The sequence below is a fragment of the Burkholderia sp. YIM B11467 genome (genome assembly GCF_052952715.1).
On record NZ_JBQVSQ010000014.1, the window covers coordinates 97,017 to 122,974 of the forward strand.

General features: G+C 63.6%; 28 protein-coding genes and 1 tRNA gene. 1 reads left to right on the forward strand and 28 read right to left on the reverse strand.

The window, feature by feature from the left end:
• Window positions 1-40: 40 nt before the first annotated feature.
• The 12 genes from ACTRWB_RS33510 to ACTRWB_RS33565 form a co-directional block, all read right to left on the reverse strand.
• Window positions 41-298, reverse strand: coding sequence for a PAAR domain-containing protein (locus ACTRWB_RS33510; protein WP_446904422.1), 258 nt, complete (start codon window positions 296-298; stop codon window positions 41-43).
• A 14-nt stretch (window positions 299-312) separates the two neighbouring features.
• Window positions 313-1,794 carry a virulence factor gene (locus tag ACTRWB_RS33515; RefSeq protein ID WP_446904423.1) on the reverse strand — a complete coding sequence of 494 codons (1,482 nt, stop codon included), beginning with the start codon at window positions 1,792-1,794 and terminating at the stop codon, window positions 313-315.
• Window positions 1,791-4,100, reverse strand: coding sequence for a T6SS effector phospholipase Tle3 domain-containing protein (locus ACTRWB_RS33520; RefSeq protein WP_446904424.1), 2,310 nt, complete (start codon window positions 4,098-4,100; stop codon window positions 1,791-1,793). Before ACTRWB_RS33520 ends, ACTRWB_RS33515 begins: the two co-directional genes overlap by 4 nt.
• Window positions 4,101-4,119: 19 nt before the next feature.
• Window positions 4,120-6,870: a type VI secretion system Vgr family protein gene (locus ACTRWB_RS33525; protein ID WP_446904425.1), complete on the reverse strand. Its 2,751-nt coding sequence runs from the start codon at window positions 6,868-6,870 to the stop codon at window positions 4,120-4,122.
• 308 nt (window positions 6,871-7,178) lie between these two features.
• Window positions 7,179-7,466 (reverse strand): pyridoxal-phosphate dependent enzyme, encoded by a 288-nt coding sequence (locus ACTRWB_RS33530; RefSeq protein ID WP_446904449.1) that lies wholly within the window; start codon window positions 7,464-7,466, stop codon window positions 7,179-7,181.
• Between the two features lie 248 nt (window positions 7,467-7,714).
• A tRNA-Thr gene (locus ACTRWB_RS33535) sits at window positions 7,715-7,790 on the reverse strand.
• 19 nt (window positions 7,791-7,809) lie between these two features.
• Window positions 7,810-8,331 carry a ClpXP protease specificity-enhancing factor gene (locus ACTRWB_RS33540; protein ID WP_193097516.1) on the reverse strand — a complete coding sequence of 174 codons (522 nt, stop codon included), beginning with the start codon at window positions 8,329-8,331 and terminating at the stop codon, window positions 7,810-7,812.
• 60 nt (window positions 8,332-8,391) lie between these two features.
• Entirely contained in the window at window positions 8,392-9,003 is a 612-nt protein-coding gene (locus ACTRWB_RS33545) for a glutathione S-transferase N-terminal domain-containing protein (protein WP_014898290.1), read from the reverse strand.
• 94 nt (window positions 9,004-9,097) lie between these two features.
• Complete coding sequence (locus tag ACTRWB_RS33550; RefSeq protein WP_129513561.1) at window positions 9,098-9,856, reverse strand: cytochrome c1; 759 nt, start codon at window positions 9,854-9,856, stop codon at window positions 9,098-9,100.
• A 21-nt stretch (window positions 9,857-9,877) separates the two neighbouring features.
• The gene (locus tag ACTRWB_RS33555; RefSeq protein ID WP_129513560.1) at window positions 9,878-11,260 is read right to left on the reverse strand and encodes a cytochrome b; all 1,383 of its coding nucleotides are present in this window, start codon (window positions 11,258-11,260) and stop codon (window positions 9,878-9,880) included.
• On the reverse strand, window positions 11,260-11,880 hold the full coding sequence (gene petA / locus ACTRWB_RS33560) for a ubiquinol-cytochrome c reductase iron-sulfur subunit (RefSeq protein ID WP_129514728.1): 621 nt from the start codon (window positions 11,878-11,880) through the stop codon (window positions 11,260-11,262). The genes ACTRWB_RS33555 and petA overlap by 1 nt, the downstream gene beginning before the upstream one ends.
• A gap of 218 nt (window positions 11,881-12,098) precedes the next feature.
• Window positions 12,099-12,845, reverse strand: a complete 747-nt coding sequence (locus ACTRWB_RS33565; RefSeq protein ID WP_446904426.1) for a Nif3-like dinuclear metal center hexameric protein — start codon at window positions 12,843-12,845, stop codon at window positions 12,099-12,101.
• Window positions 12,846-12,866: 21 nt separating this feature from the next.
• On the opposite strand from ACTRWB_RS33565, the gene ACTRWB_RS33570 reads away from it, so the two are divergent.
• Window positions 12,867-14,072 carry a Do family serine endopeptidase gene (locus ACTRWB_RS33570; protein ID WP_128847719.1) on the forward strand — a complete coding sequence of 402 codons (1,206 nt, stop codon included), beginning with the start codon at window positions 12,867-12,869 and terminating at the stop codon, window positions 14,070-14,072.
• A gap of 208 nt (window positions 14,073-14,280) precedes the next feature.
• Here the strand turns inward: ACTRWB_RS33570 and tatC are convergent, their stop codons facing one another.
• The 16 genes from tatC to murA form a co-directional block, all read right to left on the reverse strand.
• A complete protein-coding gene (gene tatC, locus ACTRWB_RS33575) occupies window positions 14,281-15,069 on the reverse strand; it encodes a twin-arginine translocase subunit TatC (protein ID WP_048251400.1) in 789 nt (262 codons plus the stop codon).
• Window positions 15,070-15,110: 41 nt separating this feature from the next.
• On the reverse strand, window positions 15,111-15,641 hold the full coding sequence (tatB, locus tag ACTRWB_RS33580) for a Sec-independent protein translocase protein TatB (protein ID WP_048251401.1): 531 nt from the start codon (window positions 15,639-15,641) through the stop codon (window positions 15,111-15,113).
• Between the two features lie 24 nt (window positions 15,642-15,665).
• On the reverse strand, window positions 15,666-15,896 hold the full coding sequence (tatA, locus tag ACTRWB_RS33585; RefSeq protein WP_059232563.1) for a Sec-independent protein translocase subunit TatA: 231 nt from the start codon (window positions 15,894-15,896) through the stop codon (window positions 15,666-15,668).
• A 94-nt stretch (window positions 15,897-15,990) separates the two neighbouring features.
• On the reverse strand, window positions 15,991-16,356 hold the full coding sequence (locus ACTRWB_RS33590) for a histidine triad nucleotide-binding protein (protein WP_129513557.1): 366 nt from the start codon (window positions 16,354-16,356) through the stop codon (window positions 15,991-15,993).
• 31 nt (window positions 16,357-16,387) lie between these two features.
• The gene (locus ACTRWB_RS33595; RefSeq protein WP_048251403.1) at window positions 16,388-16,780 is read right to left on the reverse strand and encodes a DUF4870 family protein; all 393 of its coding nucleotides are present in this window, start codon (window positions 16,778-16,780) and stop codon (window positions 16,388-16,390) included.
• 68 nt (window positions 16,781-16,848) lie between these two features.
• Window positions 16,849-17,214 carry a phosphoribosyl-ATP diphosphatase gene (locus ACTRWB_RS33600; RefSeq protein ID WP_006485344.1) on the reverse strand — a complete coding sequence of 122 codons (366 nt, stop codon included), beginning with the start codon at window positions 17,212-17,214 and terminating at the stop codon, window positions 16,849-16,851.
• Window positions 17,211-17,627 (reverse strand): phosphoribosyl-AMP cyclohydrolase, encoded by a 417-nt coding sequence (gene hisI, locus ACTRWB_RS33605; protein WP_048251404.1) that lies wholly within the window; start codon window positions 17,625-17,627, stop codon window positions 17,211-17,213. Before hisI ends, ACTRWB_RS33600 begins: the two co-directional genes overlap by 4 nt.
• Window positions 17,627-18,400, reverse strand: coding sequence for an imidazole glycerol phosphate synthase subunit HisF (gene hisF, locus ACTRWB_RS33610; RefSeq protein ID WP_047899625.1), 774 nt, complete (start codon window positions 18,398-18,400; stop codon window positions 17,627-17,629). The genes hisI and hisF overlap by 1 nt, the downstream gene beginning before the upstream one ends.
• A gap of 106 nt (window positions 18,401-18,506) precedes the next feature.
• Window positions 18,507-19,262, reverse strand: a complete 756-nt coding sequence (hisA, locus tag ACTRWB_RS33615; RefSeq protein ID WP_129513556.1) for a 1-(5-phosphoribosyl)-5-[(5-phosphoribosylamino)methylideneamino]imidazole-4-carboxamide isomerase — start codon at window positions 19,260-19,262, stop codon at window positions 18,507-18,509.
• A 163-nt stretch (window positions 19,263-19,425) separates the two neighbouring features.
• Window positions 19,426-20,067 (reverse strand): imidazole glycerol phosphate synthase subunit HisH, encoded by a 642-nt coding sequence (hisH, locus tag ACTRWB_RS33620; protein WP_129513555.1) that lies wholly within the window; start codon window positions 20,065-20,067, stop codon window positions 19,426-19,428.
• Window positions 20,064-20,684, reverse strand: a complete 621-nt coding sequence (locus ACTRWB_RS33625; RefSeq protein WP_129513554.1) for a MarC family protein — start codon at window positions 20,682-20,684, stop codon at window positions 20,064-20,066. Before ACTRWB_RS33625 ends, hisH begins: the two co-directional genes overlap by 4 nt.
• Window positions 20,685-20,746: 62 nt before the next feature.
• Window positions 20,747-21,334 (reverse strand): imidazoleglycerol-phosphate dehydratase HisB, encoded by a 588-nt coding sequence (hisB, locus tag ACTRWB_RS33630; protein ID WP_011546606.1) that lies wholly within the window; start codon window positions 21,332-21,334, stop codon window positions 20,747-20,749.
• A 65-nt stretch (window positions 21,335-21,399) separates the two neighbouring features.
• Window positions 21,400-22,473: a histidinol-phosphate transaminase gene (hisC, locus tag ACTRWB_RS33635; protein ID WP_048251407.1), complete on the reverse strand. Its 1,074-nt coding sequence runs from the start codon at window positions 22,471-22,473 to the stop codon at window positions 21,400-21,402.
• 143 nt (window positions 22,474-22,616) lie between these two features.
• Window positions 22,617-23,933, reverse strand: a complete 1,317-nt coding sequence (gene hisD / locus ACTRWB_RS33640; protein WP_446904427.1) for a histidinol dehydrogenase — start codon at window positions 23,931-23,933, stop codon at window positions 22,617-22,619.
• Between the two features lie 24 nt (window positions 23,934-23,957).
• Window positions 23,958-24,611 carry an ATP phosphoribosyltransferase gene (hisG, locus tag ACTRWB_RS33645; protein WP_048251409.1) on the reverse strand — a complete coding sequence of 218 codons (654 nt, stop codon included), beginning with the start codon at window positions 24,609-24,611 and terminating at the stop codon, window positions 23,958-23,960.
• Window positions 24,608-25,957 (reverse strand): UDP-N-acetylglucosamine 1-carboxyvinyltransferase, encoded by a 1,350-nt coding sequence (gene murA, locus ACTRWB_RS33650; protein ID WP_129513551.1) that lies wholly within the window; start codon window positions 25,955-25,957, stop codon window positions 24,608-24,610. Before murA ends, hisG begins: the two co-directional genes overlap by 4 nt.
• Window position 25,958: the final 1 nt, after the last annotated feature.

Here is a 25,958-nt window from a genome sequence, read left to right on the forward strand (position 1 = left end):
CGTCCGTCGCCGCGGACGACGATTGTCCGGACAGTTCGAATTACGAGCGTCCCGACGTCGGCAACGAAGAGATCAGAACGGCGCCGCATGACGTCTTGTGGCCGTCAAATGCTGCATGCGCACCCTCGATGTCGAACTGGCCATCTCCCTCGACGACAACGCACGGGCCATGTAACGGACACGTACAGCGATCACCGACACGCGCAGGCGCGCGCCCCATGACATCACTGTTTGCCGCGCCCGTCTCGACAAAGCCGCCGTGACTATGGACGTCACCCACTCGAATGATCCCTCGCATGGTCGACCATCCGATCAGTAGGAATAGCCCTGCATGCCGTAGTCCGTATCGTGGCGACGGCCCCACCACGGCAGATAGGCATTGTTCTCGCCCCGCGCGCGGAACCAGTCCTTGTCCGGATCGATCGGTGTGACTTTCGACGGCGGCACAACCACCACCGCCGTCGGGTGCTGCGCATCCGTCGCCCCCGCCACCAGCACCTTCTCGCCTAGGTGATTCGCTCGCCCGATCGCCAGCACCACGTCCGTCAATGCCGTACCCGCTCCCATAGCGCCCAGCAACGCTGGCGTATTGAACGTCTGCTTGCTGAAGTTGTAGTCCGGCAGCACTTCGGTCAACGTCTGCGACAGCGCACCGATCCGTTCCGATGCCGCGTCGCCTCCGCGGCCGGCGTCATGCACCACGTAGTTCAGCGACGGCACCGTCACCCCCGCGTTGCGGGCAGCGCTGTCGATCACGGCTTTCCATGCCTGCACGGTGCGCGTGGTGCCGGCCTTCGCCTCGAAGTCCTTGACGTTGCCCGTCGCCGCGCGACCGATCCATGCAAGCGGCTCACGCTCCGTCTTGAAGTTCGGCCCGACCAGAAACAGCACCACCATGTTCTCGTTGATCTGCGCGTCCTTCGGCGGGAAGCTCGGCGCGTCCCAGTTCATCACCCATGCGCTCTTGTCCGGATTGGCCTGCAGGTAATCCAGCGCGCGGTTCAGCGACGTGAAACCGGCGTTCGCTCCGCCTTGGTTGACGTGAACGTCGGGGGGCGCATCACGGCTCCAGAGATCCTTTGCTGAGGGATTTCCGATCTCGTAGTTGTCGACGAATTCGCCTTGGAAGTATGTCTTCGCCTCCACCGGATCAAGTCGCTCCGGGATGGCGAACTCGACACGCATTCCAGCCAGTTCACGCCAGTCGCTCCTGCTCTTTGACTTGACCGTGTAGAAATATTTGGCGTTCATCACATAGCGATCACCGAAGAGCCCAAGCAATTTACTGACGTATTTGTGATAGAAGCCTTTGAACGTTTCCGATCCTTGGTTACCGTATACAAGCGCACCAATTGGCTGAAGTTTCGAAAATTTCTGCGGCATCGTCCGTACCATATCGTCGCCCTTGTTCGGCTGAACAAGCCCCATGGTCCAAAGAATCTGCCATTCGGTTGGATAGTCGCGCCGCTGTAACGGGTTTAGCCATTCCAGGCCGACCACCTGTGCCACGAACGGTGAGGCACTTTCACCCGCACTCAACACAACGGCATCATTCTGTTTCACGGTAGCCGCTTGCGCGGGTGTCGCCATCATGACGGTCGACACCACGAACGTCAGAATCGCTGCCAGGGACGGCACTATCAACAGTCGCTTCATCCAATCTCCCGCACTCAATTCGCCAATATGCGCATGCCCGGCGAAGACACTCAAGCCACACATGATACCCATTGTGACAATCAACACCACGATGGCGACAACCAATCTACGGTGCAAGGTCGAGATCAGTTGGCTCATACCACCCCTCCGATCTTCAGGAACAGCTCATTTTCGCGCTCATCAACGATCTTCTCCGGACGCTTTGCCTCGCTATTTTTTTCTGCAACCCATTCGGACAGGAACTTTTTCTCCAACTTTCCCAACTCGAAGTACTTCGAATATTTGTAGCTTGGATGATTATCCGCCATCGCACTCCCAAATCGCCAATCCGCCTCGATCCGCAATTCGGTCAAATCCTTGGGCGACAAGTAGCACAACCCGATTGCCACGTCGTACGCCAATGCTTTCTGCGCATGATCCGGATTCGTCATCGTGGTCGAATGGTTGGTCGGGTTGTTTAATTTTCCGCCATCGAGAATCTCGACCACCTGCTCGTTATGCCAGTCCTTGTAGCCTTCCGGTGCGTCGCTCTTGCCATCCTCGCCGATCACGTTGCCGTTGTCGTCTACCCAAGCCTTGCGACCGTCACGACGCGCACGCATCCGCAGGATCGCGTGATCCTCGTAACGCTGCGCCGCTTCACTCTTGACATCACCTTTCGCTACATCTTCGGGCGACTGCGATTGGTAAGTATCGTAGGGATCATCGGATTTCTTGTCCGCCTTTCCGGCGTTCCGAGCCGCAGCGGGTGTATCGTAGCCATCGTTGAAATCACTCTCGGCATTGCCATCCTTTATCAGGATCGGGTTGTGCGGATCACTACTTCGGAACGTCTGCGGCGCGAACGGCTCGTCGAGCGCTGGCGCGTTTGCAGTCACCGTCCAGTATTTCGGAGGATCCGCATTGACAGGAAACATCTTGAAACTCGATGTCACCAGCGTCACCAGATAGAAAACCGGTGCGGAAGCCGTGGTGAAGAGCTTGGCGATCGGATTCTCGTTTCCGCTCCACGCGCGGACCAGACCAAATTTTGCCGGCGGGGAAGGCGGAAACCAGAAACCGGGGGTCGTGCCCTCCTTCCCGTGACGCCAGTCGTCTTCCCAATAGTGGTAGTCGCGGATTTCACCCACCTTCCAGTGCGTCGCAAATACCCGCTGCGTCAGCACGCCTTCTGCTCCGATATCGATCAGCTCCTTCGACGGCTCTTTCTTGTCATCGTCGATATACCCGAGCCCGCGCCATCCTATTCCCTGAACCGTTACGGCGGAAATCACCTGGTCGTGAGGGCAGCAATACAGCGTCACGCGACCATGGGTGTAGCCGTTCAAGCCGTGTGACTTCCGATCGGCATCGGCCGAATACGGCTTGCCTTTCTCCGATGTCCGGCAATTGCCCATCTCTCTATCGAGTTTGTCCGCAGACATTTCGAACGCGGAGCGGGCACGGATGATGTCGAGAAACGCGCGTAGTGTCTTTGTGCGGGCCTCATAAGTCTCGCGGCCACGCCGGTGTTTGGAATCCTTGATATCCCGCTGAGCCCAGGTATCCATTCCCGTGTCGGTATTGGCGACGCTATAGGGAGGATTCGCCAGCACATAGGCATCGGCGACGCAACGCCCCGTGTTGCCCCAGCGGTCTGTCACCGCCTCCAACTGGTCGCCGAAGAACGCCGCCGTCAAACCAACCATGTTCCCCTGACTGTGGCACACGATCGTGATCGGCACGTTCGCCTGCTTCTTGCGAATCGATTCCACCAGTTTGGCCAGACGCAGCGCGGCGAGCACCCCGTAAGTACGAGGCGGAGTTCGATACAGTGGGCGCGTCGTCGGATTCAGCGCCTGGACAGAAATCCACCCGAAGATCCGGTCGTCGAGCCCCTCGTGCCACAGATCCGGCAAGCTCGAACAGCCGTTCGCAAACGGGCCGCCGCCCCAGTAGTTCTGTTCGTTCAGGAAAATCTTGTCCCCGTATTCCTTCAACTCTTCCTTGTTAGCCTTATAGCCCCAACGGAAATGGATCACCGGAGAAAACGAAGGATCTGGCTTGATGTAGGTATCCGGTAGAAGCGCGGGATTGATAAAACCATCAGGCGTCAGACCATCCGTATACTCGACGGGACTCATCTGACCGCCAATCACGCCCTTATGATTCAACTGATCATCGAGCCGGGCGAGCCGCCGGTTCAACCCCTTGCACAGACCATCTTCCGCGCCCTTGTACCATTCCCCCTCCGAGTTCACGCCGTGCACGAAAATGATCACGCCGGGCAACGGCTGCTGCTTCACGCAGATCAGTTCGTTTTCCAGATCGAAGAGCGTCGGCCCCTGGCCTTCACCGATCACGATACTTGGTGGTTCGCCCGCGTTTGCGGCAGCATTGCCACCCGCAGCCGGCGGCGCACTGGGCGACGAGGGACCCAGCGGATTCAGAAATGAATCGGTCATGCGTTACTCCCCGGAATGCTCAGATATTTTTCTTGACGAATTGCACGGTCAGTTGCTCGAACTGGTTGCCGTTGATTGGCGGCAGCTTGCCTGCCGAATCGGTTTTCTGGTCCAGCAAGTCTCCAGAAATCTTCTTGACCTCGGCATCGAATCCCGGTGCGGGCTGCCCATCCGTCGCTCGCACCAGCTTCGGCACCCGCCCGAGCGGTGAGTGGCTGAACGCCGGCAATTCGCCGCTCATGCTGGCGGGGCCCTGCCACGAGTGGCCGGCAGACTTCACCGTGAACGTTCCGGGGCAGCCCAATTCGATATTCGCGCCGTCCAGCTTCAGGTACGCCCCGCCGGACGTCATCAGCACGACCTGGTCCTTGCCCAGCACCGATGCCTTGCCGCCCGCCGCCGTTACCTGGAAATTCTTCGCGGAATCGATCTGCGTATCGTCGTTCTGACTTTGCATCAGCAACTTGCCTTGATTCGCGATCGTTGTGATGCCGGCGCTTTGTGCGAACAGCCAAAGCCCGTTACCGGCCTGCATGTTCAGCTTCTGGCCGCTCGTGAATTGCAGATGGTTGGCGGCAACCTGATCGATGTTCTCGCCCGCGTAGGTCACATGCGTTTTCGGCGTAATGTTCAACGAACCGGCCTGCGCGCCGAATGCCATCAACGCCTGCGACGCACCGTTGCCACCGGCTCCCGGCCCCCAGTCCTTGAACGCGGCAGAGAGCGTCGACTGCCCCGCCGTGTCGGTCGCCTGCCCGCCGTGCTGTCCCGCATAGTCGCCAAGCGATTTGAACAGGTCCGTGCACTGCTGGAGCAACTGGATCAGCTCGTCACGATCGAGCTGGCCGCCGCTCGCCTGGGTACGCGCGTAAGTCGTCAGCAACATTCCCTGCGCCGCGCGCAATGCCGCAGCGGCATCGGTCCGAAGTTCTGCGCCCTGACCACGATCGGCGCCCTGACCGTTATCGCGCGGCTGGGTCAAATACCCGAGATTCAACTGGGAATGAGCGTGCTCGGACGCCAATTGGGCACTGATCTGCTTTGGCGTATCGTCGAGTCGAAGCTGGTTATACCGTTGCCCGCTGATCTCTTTCGTCTTGATCCCGGTCAGGTAGCGATTACCGGGGAGACTGCCGGTATGACTGAATGCCGCCGGCATGTTGGCGCCGTTCGGCAGGACCCCGAGGATGATCAGGCGATCGGGATCACCGCCCAGGCAGCCCAGCAGCACCTCGGTATTGACACGCGGCAGAATGGTCTGGCCGAAGGTCGGCCCCGCCAGGCTCGATGCGACACGGATTGGCGCGCTGTCACCCAGGTTCCCGTTCGTTCCCGCACCTTGCGCATGTTTGTGATCCGCCGAGTCCTGGCCCAGGATCATCACGTACACGCAGCCCGTCTCGTCGCAAGTGACTTCGTCCGACCCGCTCCCGACCACGCGCCCCGTGATCAACGGCGTGAGCGGTAAATCGATCTTCGTGTCGTAGATCGGCGTCAGCGGCGTGCCTCGCGGCACACATGTGAACTGGTTCTCATAGCGCGTATCCTGATCGGCCGGATTCTCGTTGCCCGTCACGGGCGGCTGCTCGAGCGAGTGACTGGTCGAGAACAACGACCGCGCCCGTTCGCTCAGCTCCTTCGGCAGGTTGTTCCACACGTTGTGATGCAGCGACGTAATCACGAACTGTCGCTGCTCGGCGGACCGTGCATTCCAGTCCGAATCACCCGCGATCGTCACCCAGGTGCCGATCTGGAGATCGCGGATTCCACTCTTGCCGTCGTAACGCACTGCATGCGCTTCGCGCGCCAGGATCCGGTCTTCGGTGATCCGATCGAGATCCGACCACGAGTCTGCCGCGTGCGGGCTCTCGATCACGATATCGGTCAGCAACTGAGCCAGGTCGTTGCCGGCCTCTCCCTGGTCGAGGCCGGCCGGTCGGCTCGATTGGTCCACGTTCGCCTTACGGTAGTCCCATGTCGGCCGGCTTGCTTCGCCCGAGATCAGTTCCTGGCGCATGGTCAGTACCGTGATCGTATCGCGCTCTTCGGTGCCCGCATCGCGCGGATGCAACCGCACCGTACCCGACGGCCCTTCGGACAATTTGTGCGGGTCGTCGCAGAACACCATCGTATGCACGGGCGGCTCACCGTCTTTCGACTGGCCGCTCGCGCGTCCGGGACGGACGAACATCGTGATGCCATCGCGGCGCAAGAGTCGCGACACGAAGCGCGCATCCGACTCGTTGACCTGGCGCATATACGAACGTTTCGGATACCGGGACAGATTCAGTCCCGACAGATCGAACTCGAATGCACGGGCGAGCGTCTGGCTACGCTGCCGCCATTCGTTGAGCACGACGTTGAGCACGTCGATCACGTTGACGTTGCGAAAAATCCGGGAATTGGTGCGCTTGTGGAGCAGATTCACCGCATCGGTCACGGTGAATTGGTAAATCGTGAGCTCACCATCGGATCGTCCGACCTGAACCGCACTGATGATTGCGTTGATCGCGTGCTTACCGCCACGATCGGTAACCAGCCCGACCGAAACGGGTGTACCGATAAAAAGCTTGGGCGAGAGGTTTCCGTTTTGCGAAACGCAAGTCAGGCGGCCATCGATGCCGGTCATCATGCTTTCGCGGATACTCACATGCTGCAACGCAAGCTGCGCGCCCAGGTCTTTTTGTGAAGCGCCCCAGTTCAGTGTCACGGGGCGCCGATTCGTATCAATCCCCGATACGAAATTGCGGAACGCTTCTCGGATATTCACGACGGTCTCTCAGTTTGATTCGTTATGGCACGCTGACTTCCGGCGCGCTGTCGCTGTTTCGCGCGATTTTATCAAACTGTCATAAAAATACGTTCGCCACCTCTCGAAATTGACAATATTCCACAGAGCACTTGCTCTAGCCCACAAAACGGTCGGCGATACACCCGTAAATCGATTCTGAAATCAGACGATGCACATCGGCGGCAGCGGCGAGTTACGTTGTGTCTATTTTCAAACCCTCACCATGGGTTGCTTCGAGAGATACGCGCTCGGGAAAATGACGTCTCTCGCAGCTAAATTCCCGATCATTAGGCGGAGTTGCCCTTCGACATCACCGAGACGAACGGATAGCCCTTCACGTCGCCGATGATCGCCAGGCCGACACCGATGTTGCCCGACGTCAGTTCGACGACGTACTGGTCCGGTCGCAACGCGCCGCCGCGTTCGGTGCCGTCGATGATGCCCTGCGCCGCGCGCCCCTTCTTGGAAAATCCGTGGTTCAAGTCGAGTTTCGCGAGAATGGTTTCTTCAAGGCCGCGCGCTTTCGTCAGCCGGTCGAAACGAACGAGTGGTGTCGCGTCGATTGCGTCGACGATGAATCAAGCACTTTGCTCATGATGGCCTCCTGATCCGGAGGTGCATTAATCGTGAGCGACGGACTGTAGCCAGCGTGCCGAAGCGACGCTTGTATGTTCTTGCGATGGAGATTCGCTCGACGTATCGGTCGAAGTCGAAACAGTAAGCTGCGTGTCGCGGCCCGGGACACACGCCCCCCCGACCGGAAAAGCGAACACTGAAACGACAAAGGGCCGGGAGAATCAATCTCCCGGCCCTTCGTTCAATATGGTGCCGGCTGCAGGACTCGAACCCGCCACCTGATGATTACAAATCAACTGCTCTACCAGATGAGCTAAGCCGGCGTAAGCGCGAGATTCTACCTCATTTCACGATCTTGAGGCGAGGTCTGCTGCCGCCTTTCGAACCATCGCCATCAGTTTTCGGCGGTTCGTCGGCACCTTCGGACGGTTCCTCGTTCGCGCCGCTGTCGGCAACCGGCGTCAGCGGTGACGGCGGCTCGTCGCGCTGCGCATCATCCGCCTGCACAGCCTCTTCGTCGAATGTGCCCGAATCCTCGCCTTCACCCGCAACCGCATCGACCTGGAACGCCATCCCCTGCCCGTTCTCGCGCGCATAGATCGCGAGCACGTTGGCAACCGGAATCTCGATCTTGTGCGCCTTCCCGGAGAACCGGGCCGTGAACTCGATCCACTCGTTGCCCATCTGCAACTGGCTCGTCGCCTCGAAGCTGATGTTGAGCACGATCTCGCCGTCACGCACGAACTGACGCGGCACGCGCGTCGAGTTGTCGACTCTCACCGCGATATGCGGCGTGTAACCGTTATCGGTGCACCACTCGTACAACGCGCGCAGCAGATAAGGCTTCGTTGAAATCTCTTGCATCACAATCCTCGAACCCGGAGCGGGCGCGCGGCACGCCGCGTCACCCTCTCCGTCATGCCATTAACGACGCATGACCTTTTCGGACGGCGTCAGTGCTTCGATATAGGCCGGACGGCTGAAGATCCGTTCGGCGTACTTCATCAGCGGCGCGGCGTTCTTCGACAGCTCGATGCCGTAGTGATCCAGACGCCACAGCAGCGGTGCGATCGCGACGTCGAGCATCGAGAACTCTTCGCCGAGCATGTACTTGTTCTTCAGGAAGATCGGCGCGAGCTGCGTCAGGCGATCGCGGATCGCGAGGCGTGCCTTCTCGTGGTTCTTCTCCGCAGCCTTGCCCTTCTCGTTCTCGAGCGTGCTGACGTGAACGAACAGTTCCTTCTCGAAGTTGAGCAGGAACAGGCGCGCACGCGCGCGCTGCACCGGGTCGGCCGGCATCAGTTGCGGATGCGGGAAGCGCTCGTCGATGTACTCGTTGATGATGTTCGATTCGTACAGGATCAAGTCGCGCTCGACCAGGATCGGCACCTGGCCATACGGGTTCATCACCGAAATATCTTCCGGCTTGTTGAACAGGTCGACGTCGCGGATCTCGAAGTCCATGCCCTTCTCGAACAGCACCAGCCGGCAACGCTGGGAGAACGGGCAAGTTGTGCCGGAATACAGAACCATCATATTTACATTTCCTCAAAAAAGCCGAGGGCCGACACGCGGCGCAACCCCTTTCACGGGTTCCGCCTTGCGCCGGCCCCACGCCGGTCAGGCGTGATTACTTGATATCTTTCCAGTACGCGGCATTGAGCCGCCAGGCCAGGAAAGTCAGGACCCCGAGAAAAATCAGCACCCACACGCCGAGGCGCTTGCGGGTCTGCTGGGCCGGCTCGGACATCCACGTCATATAGGCCACCAGGTCGGCAACCGCAGCATCATAATCCGGTGACGACAGCGTCCCCGGCGTGACCTGCTGGAAGCCGACGAGCGTGTGGACCTTCTCGCCCGTCTCCTCGTCCGTCTTGTCTTCGAATCTGGCGGTGCGCTGCCCCTGCAGCTGCCACAACACATGGGGCATGCCGACGTTCTCGAACACCGCGTTGTTCCAGCCGGTCGGTCGCGTATCGTCGCGGTAGAAACTCCGCAGATACGTATACAGCCAGTCGCGGCCGCGCGCCCGCTCCTCGACCGACAGGTCGGGCGGCGAGGTGCCGAGCCAGTTCTTCGCGTCTTCGGGCCGCATCGCGACGGACATCGTGTTCCCGACCTTGTCGGTCGTGAACAGGAGATTCGTTTCGATCTCCTTCTGGGATATGCCCAGATCCGTCAGACGGTTGTAGCGCATCAGGTTCGCGCTGTGGCAGTTCAGGCAATAGTTTACAAACAATTGCGCGCCGTGCTGAAGCGAAACGAGATTTTCCGTGTTATCGGGCGCCCGGTCGAGCGGAAAATTACCTTCCGCCCGCACGGCCGGCGCCGCCAGCAGCGCACACGCGGTCGCCCCGATCAGCGCGAGTGTCGAAAGCAGTTTCTTCATGTCGTTCTCTCCTCGCTCTCGTTAATGGGGCTTGAAGCGCACCCGCTCCGGCGGCTGCTTGAACGTGCCAAGCGGCGTCCAGACGGGCATGCCGAGGAAGAACGCGAAATAAATCAGCGCACAAACCTGCGCGATCAGCGTCGAAGCCGGCGATGGCGGCCGCGTGCCGAGAAACGCGAGGATCAGGAACGCCGCGATGAAGATCCCGAGGAACACCTTGTGGAACAGCGGCCGGTAGCGGATCGACTTCACCGGGCTGCGGTCGAGCCACGGCAGGAAGAACAGCGTGATCACCGCCGAACCCATCACGACCACGCCCCAGAACTTCGACTCCGTCAGGAACATGAACACGACGATCGCCGCAGCCAGCACCGGCAGCCCGGCCTTCCACTTGCCGCGCGCGCGGATCAGCGCAAGCACGCCGAGCAGCGCGATCACGATCATCAGCACGATCTTGAACGGGTCGGTGGTGGCGCGCAGCATCGCGTAGAACGCGGTGAAATACCAGACCGGCGCGATCTCGGGCGGCGTCTGCAGCGGGTTCGCCGGGACGAAGTTGTTCGCCTCGAGGAAGTAGCCGCCCATTTCCGGCGAGAAGAACACGATCAGCGCGAACACCATCAGGAACACGCACACGCCGAAGAAATCGTGCACCGAGTAGTACGGGTGGAACGGGATGCCGTCGAGCGGAATGCCGTTCTCGTCCTTCTTCGCCTTGATCTCGATGCCGTCCGGGTTATTTGACCCCACTTCGTGCAGTGCGACGAGGTGCGCGATCACGAGGCCGACCAGCACGAGCGGAATCGCGATCACGTGGAACGCGAAGAAGCGGTTCAGCGTGACGTCCGACACCACGTAGTCGCCGCGAATCCACAGCGACAGGTCCGGACCGACGAACGGGATCGCCGAGAACAGGTTCACGATCACTTGCGCGCCCCAGAACGACATCTGGCCCCACGGCAGCAGATAGCCGAAGAACGCTTCGGCCATCAGGCACAGGAAGATCGCGCAGCCGAAGATCCACACGAGTTCGCGCGGCTTGCGGTACGAACCGTACATCAGCCCGCGAAACATGTGCAGGTAGACGACGACAAAGAACAGCGACGCACCCGTGGAGTGCATGTAGCGGATCAGCCAGCCCCACGGCACCTCGCGCATGATGTACTCGACCGACGCGAACGCGAGCGTCGAGTCGGGCTTGTAGTTCATCGTCAGGAAGATGCCCGTGACGATCTGGTTGACGAGCACCAGCAGCGCGAGGGAGCCGAAGAAGTACCAGAAGTTGAAGTTCTTCGGCGCGTAGTACTCGGAAACGTGCTTCTTCCAGGTGGACGTGAGCGGGAAGCGCTGGTCGATCCAGCCGGTGAGACCTGTCGTGGAGACTTCTTTGTTGTCGCCAGCCATCACGCTTCTCCTTTCTCGTCCTTGCCGATCACGAGGGACGTCGCCGACGTGAACATATAGGGCGGGATGTCGAGATTCTGAGGCGCCGGCTTGTTCTTGAACACACGGCCGGCGAGGTCGTAGGTCGAACCGTGGCACGGGCACAGGAAACCACCCGGCCAGTCGTCCGGCAGGTTCGGCTGCGGACCCGGCGTGAAGCGTTGGCTAGGCGTGCAGCCGAGGTGCGTACACACGGCCATCACGACGAGAATGTTCTTGCGATCGGCCCGCGAGCGATATTCGTTGGCGCAATACGCGGGCAACGGCATCGAATACGGGGATTTCGTGGTTGGGTCGGCCACTTCCTTGTCGGCCTTGACCACGTCGGCCAGCATCGAATCGGTGCGATTCAGGATCCAGACGGGCTTGCCGCGCCACGGCACGGTGACCATCTCGCCGGGCTTCAGGCCGCTGATGTCGACCTCGACCGGCGCACCGGCCGCTTTCGCTTTCTCGGACGGCGCAAGCGACGCCGCGAAAGGTATGACGGTGGCTACGCCTCCCACGCCACCTGCTACGGATGTCGCAATCAGCCAGGTACGGCGGCCGCTGTCGACGCGTTTCTCTTCCTTGTCTCGCATCACACGCCCCACTTCTGAGTTGGATTTTCCGTCACGACTTTCCATTCCGCCGCTAGTTTGCTCGAATGGAGTCGTCATTTACAAGGCCCGGAGATGAAAATCCCTTCGAAGTGATTGATAGTTAAGGGTTTTCCCCCACTACCGGAGCGATTAAATCATTTCACTTTTAAGCACCTGCTTCATTGCGAAATTTCGATGCGCCGCCGCAAATCCGTCGTTCAGACCGGATTATGAATATCGATAAAAAGGTGTTCGAGATCGAATTCTTCGGATAAATGGGCGCCGAGCGCCTGGATTCCGTAGCGTTCGGTCGCATGGTGCCCTGCCGCAACGAACGCGACGCCGCTCTCGGCCGCCGTGTGCGTCACGTATTCGGACACCTCGCCGGTCAGGAACACGTCCGCGCCGGCATCGATCGCCGCATCGAAATAGCTCTGCGCGGCGCCCGTGCACCACGCGATGCGGCGCAGCTGCATGTCCGAATCGCCGAGCACGAGCGGCGTGCGGCCGAGCACGCGCTCGACCTTCGCGACGAAGTGCTCGAGCGTGACGGGCATCGGCAGCGTGGCCATCCAGCCGAGGTCGCCGTCGCCGAACCGCTGCTCGCCGATCAGCCCGAGCTTCGCGCCGAGCTGCGCGTTGTTGCCGAATTCGGGATGCGCGTCGAGCGGCAGGTGGAACGCGAACAGGTTCAGGTCGTTCGCGAGCAGCAGCTTCAGGCGCTGGTACTTGCGGCCCGTGATCTGCGGCGCCTCGTTGCGCCAGAAATAGCCGTGATGAACGAGCACGGCATCCGCCCCCCATTCGAGCGCGGCCTCCAGGAACGCGACCGACGCGGTCACGCCGGTGGCGATCTTTTCGACCTTGCGGCGCCCCTCGACCTGGAGGCCGTTCGGGCAATAGTCCTTGAAGCGGGCGGTTTCAAGGGTATTGTTCAAGTACAATTCAAGTTCGATCCGATCCATATAAACCTCTAATCCATTCAGATGCTTAGACGCTTCTGGCTGTTCTTCGCGCAGGCGGTTACCGTGCTGCTCGCGCTGATGTTCATCGTCGTGACGCTCAAGCCGCAATGGCTGCAACGGCAAGGACAGCTCGGCAAGCAGCTCGCCACGCCGATCGTTGCGCTGCGGGAAGTCGCACCGGGCATCGGCGGCGCGCCGGCGACCACGTCGTACGCGGAAGCCGCGCAGAAGGCGATGCCGGCCGTCGTCAACGTCTTCTCCAGCAAGGACGGCTCGCTGCCGCCCGACCCGCGCGCGAAAGATCCGCTGTTCCGCTACTTCTTCGGCGACCGCAACGCTCGCAAGCAGCAGGACGAACCGGCAGCCAACCTTGGCTCGGGCGTTATCGTGAGCCCTGAAGGTTACATTCTAACGAACCAGCACGTCGTGGACGGCGCCGACCAGATCGAAGTCGCGCTCGCCGACGGCCGCACGGGCACCGCGAAGGTGATCGGCAGCGATCCCGAGACCGACCTGGCCGTGCTGAAGATCAACATGACGAACCTGCCGACGATCACGCTCGGCCGCTCCGACCAGTCGCGGGTCGGCGACGTCGTGCTCGCGATCGGCAACCCGTTCGGCGTCGGCCAGACGGTCACGATGGGGATCATCAGCGCGCTCGGCCGCAACCACCTCGGCATCAACACGTTCGAGAACTTCATCCAGACCGACGCGCCGATCAACCCCGGCAACTCGGGCGGCGCGCTGGTCGACGTGAACGGCAACCTGCTCGGCATCAACACGGCGATCTACTCGCGCTCGGGCGGCTCGCTCGGCATCGGCTTCGCGATTCCCGTATCGACCGCGCGCACGGTGCTTGAAAGCATCATCACGTCGGGCTCGGTCACGCGCGGCTGGATCGGCGTCGAGCCGCAGGACGTCACGCCGGAAATCGCCGAGTCGTTCGGGCTGCAGCAGAAATCGGGCGCGATCGTTGCGGGCGTGCTGCAGGGTGGCCCGGCCGACAAGGCCGGTATCAAGCCGGGCGACATCCTGGTCACGGTCAACGGCGAGGAAATCACCGACACGACGAAGCTGCTGAACGTCGTCGCGCAGATCAAGCCGGGCACGCCGACGAAGGTGCACGTCGTGCGCAAGGGCAAGGAGTTCGACGTGAACGTCGTGATCGGCAAGCGCCCGCCGCCGCCGAAGCAGACGCTCGACGAGCAGGACAGCGATACCGAATGACGTTCGGGGCGGGCGGCACGCCGCTGCGTGCCGGCTGTGAACGGGAATGAAAAAGGGCAGCCGGGGCTGCCCTTTTGTTTTGCATCGGAGACCGTGTGGTGTTGGCCGGTGACGTGGCCTCGACCCGCTTTCCGCCGGCAACGCCACCGGGCCGCATCACGCCTCTGGCCGCAAGGCCAGCCGCCGCGCGCCGCCCGGCGCACCGTCGTCAGCTCGCGGCTTCGCCGTTCCCCGCCTCGCCCTCTTCGGCCGGCTTCTTCGGCACGAAGAACCGCGCGGCCAGGATCCCGGCCTCGTACAGCACGATGAGCGGCAGCGCGAGCATCAGTTGCGAGAACACGTCCGGCGGCGTGACGACCGCCGCGACGACGAACGCGCCGACGATCACGTACGGGCGGATCTCCTTCAGCTTCTTCACCGTCAGCACGCCCATCCGGACGAGCAGCACGACGACGATCGGCACCTCGAACGTGACCCCGAATGCGATGAACATCCCGAGCACGAAGCTCAGGTAGTTGTCGATGTCGGTCGTCATCTCGGCGCCGAGCGGCGCGTTGTAGTGCGCCATCACGCGGAAGATCGTCGGGAACACGAGGAAGTACGCGAACGCCATCCCGCACAGGAACAGGAAGTAGCTGCTGCCGACGAGCGGCACGACGAGCTTCTTCTCGTGCTGGTACAGCCCCGGCGCGACGAACGCCCAGATCTGGTACAGCACGACCGGCAGCGCGATCACGAGCGCGACGAGCATCGTGACCTTCATCGGCACGAAGAACGAGCCGGTGACGTCGGTCACGATCATCTTGCCGTCCTTCGGCAGGTTCTGCATCAACGGCCGCGCGAGCAGCTTGAAGATGTCGGGCGCCCAGTAGACGAGCCCGAGGAACACGACGATCACGGCCAGCCCCGCGCGAATGATGCGATCGCGAAGCTCGACGAGATGGGAAATGAAGGTTTCTTCCGGGGCGTCGCCCGGGTTCTGCTGGGGGTCGCTCACGCCGGCCCTCGGTAGGATAAACGTGCGAGCATGCGCTCGGCTCAGAAGAAGCGCGTCGGCCGGCGCAGGCTGGCCGGCTGGTGGCGCGCGACACGCGCGGCGCCCGACTGCACGTGCGTGCGGCGGGTGGTCGCGCGCTTGTACCAGACAGGCGTCGCCGCCTGCTTGACGCGCCAGTTGCGGCGCTTCGGCGCAAGTGCGGTCATGCTGCCGCGCCACGACGGCGCCGCGGGTGTGTCGGAACCGTAGGACCCGGCATCGCCGGAGCCTTCGTTAAGACCGCCGACCGCGGAATGCCACGTGTCGTTCAGTTCCTTTTCGTGCTCGCGCAGGTTGTCGTGAATCGTCGTCTCGACATTGCGCGCGGCCGACTCGAAATCGGTCTTCATCGTCCGCAGCGCGTCGAGTTCGATTTCGCGCGAGACCTCGGCCTTCACGTCGTTGATGTACCGCTGCGCGCGGCCGAACAATGCGCCTGCCGTACGCGCGACGCGCGGCAGGCGCTCGGGGCCGAGCACCACGAGCGCGACGACGCCGATCAGCGCCATCTTCGAAAGACCGAGATCCAGCATCGCGAGCCTGTCAGCGTACGGGCGTTACGCCTTGTTCGAATCGGAACGCGTCGTTTCCTTCGCGTTGACGTCGACCGAGCCCGTGCGCGGCAGTTGCTGCGCGTCCGCCGGCGTCTCGCCTTCCTTCATGCCGTCCTTGAAGCCCTTCACCGCGCTGCCGAGGTCGTTGCCGATGTTGCGCAGCTTCTTCGTACCGAAAACCAGCGCGACGATCAGCAGCACGATCAGCCAGTGCCAAATGCTCAATCCACCCATGATGAAACCTCTCCTCAACCACACCGCTTCGCGGCGCAAATCGCCGGCGACGCGCCGGCTTCGACTATCGGATGCGGGGAAACGCCCCGCGCCGTCAACCCATCCGCTGCCAGGGGCGCGGGCCGGCCAGGATATGCGCGTGCAGGTGGTAGACCTCCTGCCCGCCGCCCGGGCCCGTATTGATCACCGTGCGAAAACCGGTTTCGCCGCCCGTATACGCGACGCCGAGCTGCTCGGCGAGGCGCGACACGAGCAGCATCAGCCGGCCGAGCATCGGCGCATCGCCGTCGCTCGCCGCCGACAGCGTCGGCAGATGCTGGCGCGGAATCACGAGCACGTGCGTCTCGGCCGCCGGGCGGATGTCGCGGAACGCGACGAATTCGTCGTCCTCGTGCACCTTCGTGCTCGGGATCTCGCCTGCCGCGATCTTGCAGAACAGGCAATTCGGATCGTGACTCATGTTGCTCCTGCTGACGCCCGCGCGCGGCCGGTCAGAACCACGCCTGCGGATCGAGCGTCTTGTTGTCGTTCAGGTACAGCCAACCCTTGATAATACGGTACAGCGTCCAGATCCATGTGACAAACATCACTGCAAATCCGATCACGATGAACATCAGCGCGAACCCGATCACATAGGCGATCAGTGCGCGCCAGAACGTGCGGATCTGCCACTCGAAGTGATCGGCGTACGGCGTGCCGGCCACATCGCCGCGCTTCACGTAGTTGATGATGATCGCGATGATGCCCGTCACGCCGCCCGTCAACCAATGAAACGCATAGAGGCCATAGAGCACGTGAGTCAGCGTGCGCAGCCCGTTCAGGCGTTCGGCGTCCGCGGCCCCCGGCACCGACGGCGGCGGAAACTGGCTTGGCGTATCGGTCATGATGCTACCCCCGTTAGATGACATTTCTTACAGCTTACCGCACTGTGGCCGTCCCGCGACAAAGCCTGTCACCCGCCGTTTTCCTCGCGCTCGCGGCGCTTGCGCAGCGCCTTCTCCTCGATGCCCGACAATCCTTCGCGGCGCTCGAGTTCGGCGATCACGTCGGCCGGGCTCAGGTCGAAGTGCGACAGCATCACGAGGCAGTGGAACCACAGGTCGGCCACCTCGCCGACGAGCGCGGTCGGCGCGCCGCCCTGGCGCACGTCCTTCGCGGCCAGCACGACTTCCGTCGCCTCTTCGCCGATCTTCTTCAGCACCGCATCGTCGCCCTTGTGGAACAGGCGCGATACGTACGATTGATCGGGATCGCCGCCCTTGCGGCTATCGATCACGGCCGCGAGGCGCAGCAGCGTGTCTTCGGTGGATTGCGTCATTTGTAGATGTGTTCGGGGTCTTTCAGCACCGGATCGACCGCGACCCAGTCGCCGCTGTCGACGTTGCCTTCGAATTTCTGGAAGAAGCACGAATGCCGGCCGGTGTGGCACGCGATGCCCGACACCTGCTCGACCTTCAGCAGCACGACGTCCTCGTCGCAATCGAGCCGCACCTCGTGCACGTGCTGCACGTGGCCCGACTCCTCGCCCTTGAACCACAGGCGCTTGCGCGAGCGCGAGTAATAGACCGCGCGCTGCGTCTCGATCGTCTTCGCCAGTGCCTCGCGGTTCATCCACGCGAACATCAGCACGTCGTTCGTCGACGCTTCCTGCGCGATCACCGGCACGAGGCCGTTGTCGTCCCAGCGAACCTTGTCGAGCCACGCGGGCAGGGATTTCGTTTCCGTATTCATCACAGCCTCACCGGGATGCCCTGGTCGGCCATGAAGCGCTTCGCCTCGCCGACCGTGTGCTCGCCGTAGTGGAAGATGCTCGCCGCCAGCACCGCGTCGGCGCGGCCGTCCTTGATGCCGTCCGCGAGGTGCTGCAGCGAGCCGACGCCGCCCGACGCGATCACCGGCACCGGCACCGCATCCGACACGCCGCGCGTGAGCGCGAGGTCGAAACCCGACTTCGTGCCGTCGCGGTCCATGCTCGTGAGCAGGATCTCGCCCGCGCCGAGCTCGGCCATCTTGCGCGCCCATTCGATCGCGTCGAGGCCCGTGCCCTTGCGGCCGCCGTGCGTGAACACTTCCCAGCGCGGCGTCTCGCCATCGGCCGACACGCGCTTCGCGTCGATCGCGACGACGATGCACTGCGAGCCGTACTTGTCGGCCGCGTCGCGCACGAGCTGCGGGTTCGCGACCGCCGACGAATTCATGCTGACCTTGTCCGCGCCCGCGTTCAGCAGGCGCCGCACGTCCTCGACGGCGCGCACGCCGCCGCCGACCGTCAACGGAATGAAGACCTGCGATGCAACGGCTTCGATGATCGGCAGGATCAGGTCGCGCTGGTCGGAGGTCGCGGTAATGTCGAGGAAGGTCAGTTCGTCGGCACCCTGGTCGTCGTAGCGGCGGGCGATTTCGACGGGGTCGCCGGCGTCGCGCAGCTCGACGAAGTTGACGCCCTTGACGACACGCCCGGCAGTCACGTCCAGGCAGGGGATGATGCGTTTAGCTAGAGCCATGATGTTGCGCCAAATGCCGCGATGGGACGGCCGGTTACGGAAGCCTCGCGCGAGGCTTCCGGTCGGGGCCGCCCGCGGGCAGCCCCGGCGAACGGGACAACCGCGGTTACGCGTTGTCGAGTTCGCCGTTCAGTTCGTCCGCGCGCTTTTGCGCGGTCGCGAAATCGAGATCGCCGGAGTAGATCGCGCGGCCGCAGATCACGCCTTCGACGCCTTGCTCTTCCACCTCGCACAGGTTCTCGATGTCCGTGAGATTCGACAGGCCGCCGCTGGCGATCACCGGGATACCGACCGCCTGCGCGAGCTTCACGGTCGCCTCGATGTTGATGCCCTGCAGCATCCCGTCGCGGCCGATGTCCGTGTAGACGATCGATTCGACGCCGTAGTCTTCGAACTTCCGCGCGAGATCGATCACTTCGTGGCCCGTCAGCTTGCTCCAGCCGTCGGTCGCGACCTTGCCGTCCTTCGCATCCAGGCCGACGATGATGCTGCCCGCGAACGCGGTGCACGCATCCTGCAGGAAGCCCGGATCCTTCACGGCCGCCGTGCCGATGATCACGTAGGACAGGCCGGCGTCGAGATACTTCTCGATCGTCTCGAGGCTGCGGATGCCGCCGCCGAGCTGTACGGGGATTTCATCGCCGACTTCGTCGAGGATCGCCTCGATCGCCTCGAGATTCCTCGGCTTGCCGGCGAATGCGCCGTTCAGGTCGACCAGATGGAGTCGCCGGGCGCCGAGATCGACCCACTTGCGGGCCATCGCCGCCGGGTCCTCGGAGAAAATCGTAGCCTGGTCCATATCGCCCTGTTTCAGGCGAACACACTGACCGTCTTTTAGATCGATGGCCGGAATCAGCAACATAGCAATCGGATGTCGTCGTGGAAAAAGAAAAGAATCCGGCGCGCACCGGCCAAACCGGTGCCGCGCCGTCTCGCTAGTTTAGTACAACTCTTTCGGCGTCTTGGCGGGCGAGCCCCGTGCGACGGGCCTTTCCGGCCCGCCGACTGTGGCACGCACGCGACGTTCACGGTTTCCAGTGTACGAAGTTGCGATACAGACGCAACCCGACCTCCGCACTCTTCTCGGGGTGGAATTGGGTCGCGAAGAGATTATCGCGCGCGACCGCCGACGTAAACGGCGCGCCGTAGGCGGTTTCGCCCACCGAGTGCGCCGGGTTGTCCGGCGTCACGTAGTAGCTGTGCACGAAGTAGAAATACGCGTCGTCGGGCACGCCGTCCCACAGCGGGTGCGGCTGCGACTGACGCACGCGGTTCCAGCCCATCTGCGGCACCTTGAAGCGCGAGCCGTCATCCTGCAGCCGGCCGTCGAGCTCGAAGCGCACGACCTTGCCGGGCAACAGGCCGAGGCCCTTCGTGTCGCCTTCCGCGCTCCAGTCGAACAGCATCTGCTCGCCGACGCACACGCCGAGCAGCGGCTTCGTGCGCGACGCCTCGATCACGGCCTCCTGCAGGCCCGATTCGCCGAGACAGCGCATGCAGTCGGGCATCGCGCCCTGGCCGGGCAGCACGACGCGGTCGGCCGCGCGAATCGCGGCCGGCGTGTCGACGATCGCCACGTCGGCGGCCGGTTCGGCCTTCTTGAGCGCCTGCGCGACCGAGCGCAGGTTGCCCATCCCATAATCCACAATCGCAATCGAAGTTTTCATCTCAGTGCAGGCAGTAGCGCCCTCAGTCCATTGACGATGAATTCCACCGCCAGCGCCGACAGCATCAGACCCATCAGCCGCGTGGCGATGTTGATGCCCGTGCGGCCGATCCAGTTCGCGATCGGCTCGGCGAGCCGCATCGCGACGAAACACAGCAAAGCCAGGACCGCGCCGATCGCGACCAGCCCGGCCCGCTCATACCAGTGACGCGAATTCGCCGCATAGATGATCACCGTGCTGATCGAGCCGGGGCCCGTGAGCAGCGGAATCGCCAGCGGCACGACCGCGATGTTGTCCTTCAGCTCGGCCTCGTGGCGCTCCTCGGGCGTCGATCGCGTGTTGCCGATCTGCGCGTTCAGCATGTTGATCGCCATCAGCAGCATGATGATCCCGCCGCCCACTTCGAGCGACCCGACCGAAATGCCGAAGAAGTCGATGATCTGCTGCCCGAGCAGCGTCGTCACCGTCATCACGCAGAATACCGACACCGACGCGATCCGGATCGTGCGACGCCGCTCGACGTCCGTCTGCTGCGCCGTCAGGCTCAGGAAAAACGGCACCGCGCCGATCGGGTTGATCAGCGCAAGCAGCGAAATGAACGATTTGAGCAGATCCATCGCAAGCCGGCGCCGTGCGCCGAAGCCGTGAGGTTGTCCTTAGCGTCCGTCCGTTCGGAAGTTCAGAGGCTGCCTTTCGTCGACGGAATCTGCCCCGCCGCACGCTCGTCCAGCTCCACCGCCGCGCGCAGTGCACGGCCGAAGGCCTTGAACACCGTCTCGAGCTGATGGTGCGCGTTGATCCCGCGCAGGTTGTCGATGTGCAGCGTGACGCCCGCGTGGTTCACGAAACCGCGGAAGAATTCGATCGACAGGTCGACGTCGAAGGTGCCGATCCGCGCACGCGTGAACGGCACGTGGAATTCGAGGCCCGGCCGGCCCGAGAAATCGATCACGACGCGCGACAGCGCCTCGTCGAGCGGCACGTACGAATGGCCGTAGCGGCGGATGCCCTTGCGGTCGCCGATCGCCTTCGCGACGGCCTGCCCGAGCGTGATGCCGACATCCTCGACCGTGTGGTGGTCGTCGATATGCGTGTCGCCATGCGCTTCGACCTCGAGATCGACCAGACCGTGTCGCGCGATCTGGTCGAGCATATGGTCGAGAAACGGCACACCGGTGGCCAGCTTCTGCCGGCCGGTGCCGTCGAGATCGAGCTTCACACGGATCTGCGTTTCGCTGGTATTGCGAACGACTTCCGCCACACGCATGGCAATTCCTTGATTGAGTCTGATGTAAATGGGGATTGATCGTCGCGCGCCGCCGCGCCCTGGGCTCAACCGGGCAGCGCGAGTTTCAAAGCAGCCAGCAGGCGGGCGTTTTCATCGGGAGAACCGACGGTCAGCCGCACGCATTCAGCCAGCAACGAATGCATTTTACTCACGTTTTTGACCAGCACCCGCTCGGTGAGCAGCGCATCGAACACGGCAGCCGCGTCCGGCACGCGCACCAGCAGGAAATTGCCGGCGCTCGGGAACACCGTCGCGCCCGGCAGCGCGGCCACGGCCTGCGCGAGACGCGTGCGTTCCGCGCGCAGTTCGGCCGCCTGCGCGTCGAGTACGCCGAGGTGGTCGAGCAGGAAATCGGCGGTCGCCTGGGTCAGCACGTTGATGTTGTACGGCGGGCGCACCTTGTCGAATTCGGTCAGCCACGCGGGCGAACCGACGAGATAACCGAGGCGGATTCCCGCGAGGCCGAGCTTCGACACCGTGCGCATCACGACGACGTTGTCGAACTCGGCGGCGCGCGGCAGCCACGAGCGCTCGGCGAACGGCTGGTATGCCTCGTCGATCACGACCAGGCTGTGCCGCGCGGCCGCGACGATCCGTTCGACATCGGCATCGTCGTACAACGTGCCGGTCGGGTTGTTCGGGTACGCGAGATAGACGATCGCCGGCCGGTGCTCGTCGATCGCCGCGAGCATCGCGTCGACGTCGAGCGTCAGGTCGGCCTTCAGCGGCACGCCGACGAATTCGAGCTGCGCGAGCTTCGCGGACAGTTCGTACATCACGAAACCCGGCACCGGCGCGAGCACCTTCGCACCCGGCCGCGCGCACGCGACCGACATCATGCTGATGATTTCGTCCGACCCGTTGCCGAGCAACACGTCGCATGCGGCCGGCACGCCCATCGCGTGGCGCAGCTTGTCGAGCAGCGCAGCCGGGCGCGGCGCCGGGTAGCGGTTCAGCGCGACCTGCGCGAGACGCTCGCCGAGCGCCGCGGCTAGCGGTTCGGGCAGCGGATACGGGTTCTCCATCGCGTCGAGCTTCACGAACCCGCTCGCGTCCGGCACCGGGTAGCTCGTCATCGCGAGCACGTCGCGGCGGATGATGTCTTGTGGCGTCGTCATGGTCTCAAGCCGGCGTGCGTCGCGCCGGCGTCAAATGGTCGGCAAGGCGGCGGCCGCCGCCCTGCACTCGTCTCCAACCCCGGGTTTCGGGGTCCGCCGGCACCGGCGCGTCGGCGCCTGCCCCGGCCCCGCGCAGCGCGCGGTCAGCCCCTCATCCGGAACTCGGCGCTCTTCGCGTGCGCCTGCAGCCCTTCGCCGTACGCGAGCTCGGACGCGATCTCGCCGAGCGTCTGCGCGCCTTCGGCGCTGACCTCGATCAGGCTCGAGCGCTTGATGAAGTCGTACACGCCGAGCGGCGACGAGAAGCGCGCGGTGCGCGACGTCGGCAGCACGTGGTTCGGGCCCGCGCAGTAGTCGCCGAGGCTCTCGCTCGTGTAGCGGCCGAGGAAGATCGCGCCCGCGTGGCGGATCTGCTGGCCCCATTGCTGCGGTTCCAGCGCCGAAATTTCCAGGTGCTCGGGTGCGATGTCGTTCGCGATCCGGCACGCCTCGGCCATGTCGCGCACCTTGATCAGCGCGCCACGGCCTTCGAGCGACGCGCGAATCACGTCCCGGCGCGGCATCGACGGCAGCATCTCGTCGATCGCCTTTTCGACGCGGTCGAGGAACGCGCCGTCCGGGCACAGCAGGATCGACTGCGCGAGCTCGTCGTGCTCGGCTTGCGAAAACAGGTCCATCGCGACCCAGTTCGGATCGGTCGTGCCGTCGCAGATCACGAGGATTTCCGACGGACCGGCGATCATGTCGATGCCGACCGTGCCGAACACGCGGCGCTTCGCCGACGCGACGTACGCATTGCCGGGGCCGCAGATCTTGTCGACGGCCGGCACCGTGGCCGTGCCGTACGCGAGCGCAGCGACCGCCTGCGCACCGCCGATCGTGAACACGCGATCGACGCCGCCGAGCAGCGCCGCGGCGAGCACGAGGTCGTTCTTCACGCCGTCCGGCGTCGGCACGACCATCACGATCTCGCCGACGCCCGCGACGCGCGCGGGAATCGCGTTCATCAGCACCGACGACGGATACGCGGCCTTGCCGCCCGGCACGTACAGGCCGACGCGGTCGAGCGGCGTGACCTTCTGGCCGAGCACCGTGCCGTCGCTTTCCGTGTACTGCCAGCTATGCGTGCCGCACTCGATCTTCTGCTTCTCGTGGTACGCGCGCACCCGCGCCGCGGCCGCTTCGAGCGCCGCGCGCGCCTTCGGCGCAAGGCCGTCGAGCGCCGTCTGCAGCGCGTCCTGCGGCAGTTCTAGCGCGGCGACGCTGCTCGCGCTCAGCCGGTCGAAGCGATTCGTGTACTCGAGCACCGCGGCGTCGCCGCGCGACTTCACGTCGGCGAGGATCTGCGCGACCGATTGCTCGATCGCCGCGTCTTCGCTCGCCTCGAATGCGAGCAACGCGCGCAGTGCGGCGCCGAAGCCTTCGTTCGTCGAATCGAGCTTGCGGATGGTGATGGACATGGGAGTTCCGTTACGGTGATGCGCTCAACCGCCATTCTGCGACGCGCGTTCGAACGCGTCGAGAATCGGCTTGAGCGCCGCGCGCTTCAACTTCAGCGCAGCCTGGTTCACGACGAGGCGCGACGAGATCGCCATGATCTCCTCGACCTCGACCAGATTGTTCGCCTTCAGCGTGCCGCCCGAGCTGACGAGGTCGACGATCGCGTCGGCCAGCCCGACCAGCGGCGCCAGCTCCATCGAGCCGTACAGCTTGATCAGGTCGACGTGCACGCCCTTCGCGGCAAAGTGCTCGCGCGCCGTTTCGACGTACTTCGTCGCGACGCGCAGGCGCGCGCCCTGGCGCACCGCGTTCGCGTAGTCGAAGCCGGCCGACACGGCCACCGACATCCGGCAGCGCGCAATGTTCAGATCGATCGGCTGGTACAGCCCCGAGCCGCCGTGCTCGACCAGCACGTCCTTGCCGGCCACGCCGAAATCGGCCGCGCCGTATTCGACATAGGTCGGCACGTCGCTCGCGCGCACGATGATCACGCGCAGGTTCGGGTCGGTCGTCGGCAGGATCAGCTTGCGCGACGTTTCCGGATCCTCGGCCACCTGGATGCCGGCCGCGGCGAGCAGCGGCAGGGTTTCCTCGAAAATCCGGCCCTTCGACAGGGCGAGGGTCAGCGGCGCGGTCATGCTTGGCTCCCGGAGAGGCGGCGCACGTTCGCGCCGACGGCGGTCAGTTTGGCTTCCATGCGGTCGTAACCGCGGTCCAGGTGATAGATGCGGTCGACGAGCGTTTCGCCGTCGGCACGCAGCCCGGCGATCACGAGGCTCGCCGACGCACGCAGGTCGGTCGCCATCACGTTCGCGCCCGACAGCTTCTCGACACCCGTCACGAGCGCCGTGTTGCCGTCGATCGTGATATTCGCGCCGAGCCGGTTCAGCTCCTGCACGTGCATGAAGCGGTTCTCGAAAATGGTTTCGACGACCTGCGCGGTGCCCGTCGAGACCGTATTGAGCGCCATGAACTGCGCCTGCATGTCGGTCGGGAACGCCGGGTATTCCGACGTGCGGATCGTCACGGCCGACGGCCGGCGGTCCATCTTCACGCGCAGCCAGCTGTCGCCTTCCTCGATCGACACGCCGGCTTCGCGCAGCTTGTCGATCACCGCGTCGAGGATGTGCGGGCGCACGCCCGTCAGCATCACGTCGCCGCCCGCCGCCGCGACCGCGCACAGGAACGTGCCGGCCTCGATGCGGTCGGGGATCACCGAATGGCGCGCGCCGTGCAGCCGCTCGACGCCCTGGATCACGAGGCGATCGGTGCCGATGCCGTCGATTTTCGCGCCCATCGCGACCAGCAAGTGTGCGAGATCGCTCACCTCAGGTTCGCGCGCCGCGTTCTCGATCACCGTCTCGCCGTCCGCGAGCGTCGCGGCCATCAGCAGGTTTTCCGTCCCCGTCACCGTGATCATGTCGGTCACGATGCGCGCGCCCTTCAGGCGCTTCGCGCGCGCTTCGATGAAGCCGTGCTCGATGCTGATCTCGGCGCCCATCGCCTGCAGGCCCTTGATGTGCTGGTCGACCGGACGCGCGCCGATCGCGCAGCCGCCCGGCAGCGACACCTTCGCCTCGCCGAAGCGCGCGAGCAGCGGCCCGAGCACGAGGATCGACGCGCGCATCGTCTTCACGAGTTCGTACGGCGCAACGAGGTTGTCGACACGCGACGCGTCGAGCTGCACGCGGCAACCGTCGGTCTCGCTCTTCACGCCCATCTGGTTCAGCACCTTCAGCGTGGTGCGCACGTCCTGCAGATTCGGCACGTTGTCGAGATCGACCGGATCGGCGGTGAGCAGCCCCGCACACAGGATCGGCAGCGCGGCGTTCTTCGCGCCCGACACGACGATCTCGCCGGACAGGCGACGGCCGCCCTCGATCACGAGCTTGTCCATCCCATGTCCGTGCGATTCCCCGTTGGCGGCCGGGTGTGCCGTGGCGACGCTCTTGACGGCGTCGCGCTCGTTGACGGTGACTTGCACT